Raw genomic sequence first — 530 nt, 5'->3', positions numbered from 1 at the left:
AAATATCTCCCCTGGGACTGTCGCTAATTACGTTAAAAAGGCCAATGAGTTAGGCTTAAATCAATGGCCATTACCTGAAGATAAGCAACACGGTGCTTTTCTTAATACAAAAATCAGGGACTTCTCAACCCGTCAGAAAAGATATCCAACACCTGATTGGCTCGCTATCAACAGGGATTTAAAGCAGCACAAACATTTAACCTTGCAGTTAGTATTCGATGAATTACGTGAGAAAGTCGGTGAGCCTTATTACAGCTATAGCCACTTCTGCCGCGCCTATCGGGAATGGGTAGGAAAGCAACGGTTGTCGATGCGTCAGCATCATAAAGGCGGTGAAAAGTTGTTTGTGGATTATTGTGGCCCGACACTGACCATCACATGCCCTACAACGCAGGAGACACGGACTGCTCAAATATTTGTTGCCGTGCTCGGCGCATCAAATTATACCTATGCTGAGGCAACGTATAGCCAACAACTTGAAGATTGGGTGATGAGTCATGCGCGTTGCTTTGAATTTTTGGGCGGTGTGC

The 530-nt window shown here is 45.3% G+C and carries 1 pseudogene; it reads left to right on the top strand.

Annotation, left to right across the window (positions count from 1 at the left end):
• A pseudogene (locus QMA12_RS22160) lies at positions 1-530 on the top strand (IS21 family transposase); the annotation flags it as partial.

It is taken from the genome of Pseudoalteromonas sp. APC 3893 (assembly GCF_030408095.1).
Lineage (GTDB): Bacteria > Pseudomonadota > Gammaproteobacteria > Enterobacterales > Alteromonadaceae > Pseudoalteromonas.
Note: the sequence above shows the minus strand (reverse complement) of the source record. Positions and strands in the feature narration are given on the sequence as shown.